Source organism: Deltaproteobacteria bacterium, assembly GCA_016874775.1.
Taxonomy (GTDB): domain Bacteria; phylum Desulfobacterota; class Binatia; order Bin18; family Bin18; genus VGTJ01.
In genome coordinates this window covers 1-6164 of the sequence record VGTJ01000252.1, presented here as the reverse complement: position 1 = coordinate 6164, position 6164 = coordinate 1, and the positions used below count along the sequence as shown (strand labels likewise).

Sequence of the window (6164 nt, the reverse complement as noted above, 5' to 3'; positions counted from 1 at the left end):
GGGAATATACTGCATTCCCGACTTGACGAGTGTCACTACTAATATAGACGCGAGTCATGCCAAATACGCCGCTACAATTGATCGGTTGATCGATCTCGTTCCGTGGGTCTTCGAATGAGATTGTGTTCACGGCGTTGGACACGGGCGAGAGTGTCGCTGCTCCACCAAACTCGAAACGGAATTTTGATCCTGAAACACCATTCCACGCCTGTATCGCCTGAAGGATGGCGCTTTGCGCAAACGATGGGGCATTGGCAAAGTTCGCGAACATACGCACCGGTACATTGTCATCAGGTTCGAACCAACGAGCGCCAGGAGTCGTCAGCAACGTAAACTGCGCGCGGACTTCTCTCACTGCCTCCCCGTTCTCAGCGCTTGACATCGATCGGTTGCTTCTCGTCTCCACAAGCGCTTCAGTCGGCGGTGGGACATTTGCTGATACCATTGCCGCGGGAATCGGCTGGGCAGCAATCGCCGTGCGCACGCGACGCTTCAGTGGCACGAGTTCGAAAAATCCGTTCGTCGCAAGGACAGTCGCTTCACTCGCTGAGGAACTCTCTTGCTCCTGGCCACGAATACTGTGCTGAGCGTGCACGATCTGTACCCCCGGCGGCGAGGGATCTCGATAGGCAAAGGCCCTTCCCGTATCTTGGTCGGTGAATACAGCAAATTTTCCTTGCGAAAGGTGCGCAACCCGTGGGGTGCCGTCTTGGTTACGGGTAAGAAACAGCAGGACCCGTTCACCAACCGTGAACTCCGGGCTGCCATCGATTTGCACGTGCGCATCGGGAGTGCGTCCACCAGGCTGTTTGAGCACCAGTTCGCGCGGGGTCAGCACCCCTTTCCATACCTCTTCACGCGCAATCGTCACATAGGTCCACACATTGTTGAGGCCACCTTCCTGCCGCGCTTCGATGGCAAGCACACGGCCAACGACAATAGCCGCAGCCTGTTTCATCAAATCGTCCTCGCTCGGGACAACGATCACTGTCGCATGAGCCCATTGCCAGGGACTGGTGAGAGTAGAGATCAGCGCCGTAGCGAACACGGTGAGAAGATAAAGACGTGAGCGCAGGCTCCGCGCGTTATCGTTCCTGAGCCAGATTCGTTTCGCCACTTGCTTCACAGACGCCCCTTTCCAGGTCCCCTTCACCGAGAAACCAGTCTCAGCTCTCTATTGCCCCACATTTTTCCTCTTCGACGAACCCGGGACAGGATGCCCTTGGAATGGGGAACGGAGGAACGCATGCGAGAGACTCTGCCATGTTACTGCCGTTTGATTATCGAGTTACGCCCGCGTGCACATTCATACTATTTCTCGCTGCTTGTAAATGGCTGATCATGGTCCCTTGGAAATCGACAGGTCCCCAGGGGCGTAAGACCACGTCACACACTTGTCGATCGTACAACCTTCCCAGACACCGTTTCCGTTGTCCAGGAGCCACACTCCACGACGGTATACACCAATTTGAGAACGCCCGTCTCCGTCCCAATCTCCGACGACCGCGTCATCGCCAGCGATCCCGAAACTACGAACGCATTTGTCGACGTTGCAACCATCCCACCGACGATTGCCGTTCACATCCAAGAGCCATTGGCCATTGCGGAAGATGCCGATCTCGGCGCGCCCATCACCGTTCCAATCGCCGACCACCGCCTGATCCCCATACTGACCAAAGCCGACAATGCAGATGTCGACGGCACAATTATCCCAGCGAAAATTCCCGGTATCAAACTTCCAGTTCCCGTAGTTGAACACACCAGTATCAGTCCTCCCGTCACCATTGAGATCACCGACTACCGTTTGATCACCATTGACACCGAGTGACATGCAGGTATCACCACCGCTACAACCATCAAAGGTGCGGTTGCCATTGTCGAGATACCAGGCTCCGCGGCGAAATACGCCAATGCGTTTTCGTGTTCCTCCTCCCCAATACCCCATTACTGGTTGGTCCCCAGGTGCGCCAAAGGAGAGGCAGGTATCCCCATTGCAGTTATCCCAACGGAAATTCATATTGTCGATGAACCAGATACCACTACGATAGGTACCGAGAATCCCCAGTGTTGCCGCAGTGTCCGGCAGGCGGGAGAAGTTTGCCAGGATATTGGTCGACTGGGTAATCGTCAGGGAACACGTCGCTCCCTGGCCAGCACACAGGCCATCCCAGTTGCGGAACTGCCACCCTGCACTCGCTCTCGCAGTGAACGTCACTTTCACACCGGAAGAGAAAAACTTTAAGCACGTCGGCAAGCAGGCGATCCCCGTTGGATTGCTCGACACGGTTCCTTGTCCAACCACAGAGACCATCACAGGAAATTGCTGAGTACTCGGTGGCAGTGGTGGAGGTGGCGGCGGTGGGGGTGGCGGCGGCGGTGGAGGTGGCGGCGGCGGTGGAGGTGGCGGCGGTGGAGGCGGTGGCGATGCTGCAGTCGAGCCACAGGCCTCGTTCGAATAGATTGACGTACCACCAGCGTTAAACGCACGCACGCGATAGCAGTACACTGTTCCAGCAACAACGTTAGGATCGAGGTACGATGTGACGTTCGTTCCGGTTGTCACTGCATGTGAGTACGTCCCAGCCGTACCAGTTTTGCGCTCGACGATAAATCCGCTTTCATCATTCGAGTTGTCAACCCATGAGAGCGACAATTGCGCAGCCACTGCCATCAGTGGCACGAACAGACTACTCACAACCGCGAAGGTGAAGACAAAGAGAAGACGAGGTTGTATCCGGGTAGAAGCCATGTTTCCTCCCCAACACTTGCGAGCGAGCACGGAACTCCGAGGAGGACCTGTGTTCGCCTGGTAACTCTGCGACCCTGCCCAAACAACGAATCGGGTTTAGGCCAGTAGTTTTGCGTCCCGCGCTTTCGAGCGGTTTGCCTTTTTCAGACGTGCAACAGAACAAGGTGCCGGGCGAAAACTCCCCTTGCCGGCTGCTTCGAGGTCCCAAGCCCAGCCGCGGTTTGGGCTGCGACCTCATAATCTGTCTGCACTTTTCCGTAAAGGTCCCAAATTTTACTTCCCTCTGGGACCTCTCCTCTCCCCCCACTCTCTGTTGGTTCGTCGAGGAGGAATTAATGTATAGGGAAACTTTCAACTAACCAAATGCGCAGAGCGTGCGGTGTCTAAATTCGGAGAACACCTATTGGGCTATCATCGTTCCCTGCCATATTCCCAAGGTTACCACCGTAGGCTCTGAAAATGGCCCTTTTGTGGGGCTCGCCTCGTGCGCAGCAGCCGCAGCGCACGCTATGCGCACCTCCGCCTACTGGATAGCGGCGTCGTGTCTTGCTATGTCCCTACCTGTTTAACAAGAGACGGTTAACAACCAACACTAAATCAAACCACACGAGGTTGGTACACTTTGGGTTGTCTCCGGAGAGACCGTAGCGTGCGCCATGCGCACGGGAATCAATGCTGGCACGCGCATCGTGCGTACAGCGCACGCTACCCCCAACTGTACGAATGTTCCGTGGTCCGATTTAGCTCGCACGAAGGGAGTCATTATGGGCCGACTGGACGGAAAAGTGGTCATTATCACCGGCGCAGCCCGCGGACAGGGTGAGGTTGCGGCAGAGACATTTGCGAGAGAAGGAGCGCGGCTCCTGCTGAGTGACATCCTGCCTGAAGGAGAACGCGTCGCCGCCCGCCTTGCTGCGCAAGGGAAACCGGTGGTGTTTGTCCCAGCCGACGTGTCGCAAGAGGCCGATGCCAATCGCCTGGCGGAGAGATGCATCGCTACCTATGGCACTGTCGATGTCCTGTACAACAATGCAGGCATCATTCTCGGCAAGCCATTTCACGAAACCACGCTCGAAGAATGGGAGCGCATTATTCGCATCGATCTCACCGGGCCATTTCTGGTCAGTAAAGCCGTCGTCCCACACATGATGAAGCAACAGCGCGGCTCGATCATCAACATTTCCTCGGTTGGTGGCATTGTCGGGTATCCATCAATGGCCGCGTATGGCGCGGCAAAAGGCGGCTTAGTCAATCTCACTCGCTGTATGGCTGTCGACCTGGCGCCGTACAATATCCGCGTGAACGTCATTTGCCCTGGTGCGATTGATACCCCGATGCCGCGCACGTACATCGAAAATATGGAAAATAAGGAAGCGCTCTGGAAACAACTCGGTGATATGCATCTGATCAAGCGCTTTGGCACCTCACAGGAAGTGGTCAACCTCGCGCTCTATCTCGCGTCCGATGAGGCCAGCTTCACCACCGGCGCGATGATTCCGGTCGATGGCGGGTTGAGTGCGTATTGACGGCGTCGGTTGAGCAGCCAGCGACGCCAGGGCCATTGCAACTCCTCTGGCAATCAGCAAGATAACCTACGATTGTAACGTTTAGGCCGTACGCACAGGAGGATTCGATATGGCGACGTACAAAGGAAGTTGCTTTTGTGGCGCAGTGGAATTTACTGTCACTGGCGATCCCGCCGCGATGGGCTACTGCCATTGCAAGGATTGCCGCCACTGGTCGGCTGGACCAGTAAACGGGTTCAGCCTCTGGGCACCTAACGCCGTTAAAGTCACCAAGGGTGAAAACAACATCGCGACCTACAACAAAACACCGAATAGTTTTCGCAAGTGGTGCAAGACCTGCGGTGGCCATGTGTTCACGGACCATCCACCAATGGGCTTGGTCGATGTCTATGCGTCGGTGTTACCAGATCTCCCGTTTAAACCTGCACTGCACGTTTTCTATGGCGACACCGTGCTACGTATCAAGGATGGCCTGCCCAAGTGGAAAGATGTCCCCAAAGAAATGGGTGGCTCGGGCGAGTCGCTGCCGGATTAAATAGCAATACGCAACGTTCATATACGTGCTGGTCCGACCCGTCGGCTGTGCCATTCTGAGTGCGGCGAAGCATCTCGCGGAGAGACCCTTCGCTTCACTCGGAGTGACACTTCCGGCATATCAGCTCGGTTCCGTCGTCAGGAGTGACCTATGCAAACTTTGAAAACCGGTACCGTCCACGCGAATGGTCTACGATTCCATTTTCTCGAACAGGGCGAAGGGCCGTTAGCCCTCTGTATGCATGGGTTTCCTGACTCAGCCTGGACCTATCGCTATTTGCTCCCTGCGCTCGCGACCGCTGGGTATCGAGCTGTCGCTCCTTTTATCCGCGGCTATGCACCAACAGACGTTCCTGCCGACAACTGCTATGACACCAACGCCTTACGGATCGACGTCAATGCGTTACATGCAGCCTTAGGCGGCGGTTCAGATGCAGTCTTGATCGCCCATGATTGGAGTGCCGTGGCTGCCTATGGCGCACTGGCGGCAGAACCACAACGCTGGCGCCGAGCAGTGATAGGAAATGTCCCACCATTGAATATTTTCGGCCAAGTGGCCTTTCGCTACGAGCAAATCAAGCGGTCCTTTTATTTTTGGTTCTTTCAAATGGCCATCTCCGACCATATCGTACCAGCCAACGACCTGGCTTTTATCGACGGACTGTGGGGCGATTGGTCGCCTGGGTATGATGCCACGTATGATCTCGGCAAGCTAAAGGAGTGCCTCCGCAATCCTGCCAACCTCAAGGCAGCAATGGGCTACTATCGCGCGCTGTTCAATCCCGCACGTTTTGGCCTCCCCGAAGGGATGGCAGAACAGGCAGCAATCTGGGGCCAACCCGTATCACAGTCAGTGTTGTACATTCATGGAACCACTGACGGTTGTATCGCTCTCGATACGGACACTATGCAGCAGGTGCGCCACTACCTCGGGCCAGGATCGGAGCTGGAACGTGTCGAAGGAGTCGGGCATTTCTTCCTGGTCGAGAAACCAACAGTGATCAATGCGCGCATCCTCCGTTTCCTTACAAAGTAGCGATCAAGAGCGCCAAACGAGAGCAAAGCACGGCGAGTCCACCACCGAGGGCTCGCGAAAAAGGCCTGACTGCCCTTCCCCGATTTGGTCTGCGAGGACTCGGGCGCATATCCACGTTCTGGCAAACGAGATGCTCAATCAGACCTGAGAACCTTCGTACACGTTACACTCCAGGCGCCAAATCGTGTCATTCTGAGTCCTCCACAGCGCGCGGCGCGGAGCGTGGAGGCAGAAACGAGACAGTGCTATGCTTGGCGGCACGGCCCCGACAAGCTAAGACCGGCGTTGCCAATGGTGCTGCAGGAGCCCATTTCTGAGT

At 56.0% G+C, this 6164-nt stretch carries 4 protein-coding genes, 1 pseudogene and 1 riboswitch; of the genes and pseudogenes, 3 read left to right on the top strand and 2 right to left on the bottom strand.

The window, feature by feature from the left end; genetic code table 11:
* Together FJ147_26460 and FJ147_26455 are read right to left on the bottom strand one after the other, a co-directional pair.
* Positions 1-1126, bottom strand: a 1126-nt coding sequence (locus FJ147_26460; protein MBM4259428.1) for a hypothetical protein, incomplete at its 3' end; no start/stop codon positions are given.
* A gap of 1218 nt (positions 1127-2344) precedes the next feature.
* A pseudogene (locus FJ147_26455) lies at positions 2345-2422 on the bottom strand (DUF2497 domain-containing protein).
* Between the two features lie 383 nt (positions 2423-2805).
* A riboswitch (cyclic di-GMP riboswitch) is annotated at positions 2806-2898 on the bottom strand.
* A 507-nt stretch (positions 2899-3405) separates the two neighbouring features.
* Here FJ147_26455 and FJ147_26450 point away from each other — a divergent pair.
* The 3 genes from FJ147_26450 (at position 3406) to FJ147_26440 (ending at position 5845) form a co-directional block, all read left to right on the top strand.
* Complete coding sequence (locus FJ147_26450; GenBank protein ID MBM4259427.1) at positions 3406-4275, top strand: SDR family oxidoreductase; 870 nt, start codon at positions 3406-3408, stop codon at positions 4273-4275.
* A gap of 109 nt (positions 4276-4384) precedes the next feature.
* Positions 4385-4810 (top strand): GFA family protein, encoded by a 426-nt coding sequence (locus tag FJ147_26445; GenBank protein MBM4259426.1) that lies wholly within the window; start codon positions 4385-4387, stop codon positions 4808-4810.
* A gap of 150 nt (positions 4811-4960) precedes the next feature.
* Positions 4961-5845 (top strand): alpha/beta hydrolase, encoded by an 885-nt coding sequence (locus FJ147_26440; protein MBM4259425.1) that lies wholly within the window; start codon positions 4961-4963, stop codon positions 5843-5845.
* Positions 5846-6164: the final 319 nt, after the last annotated feature.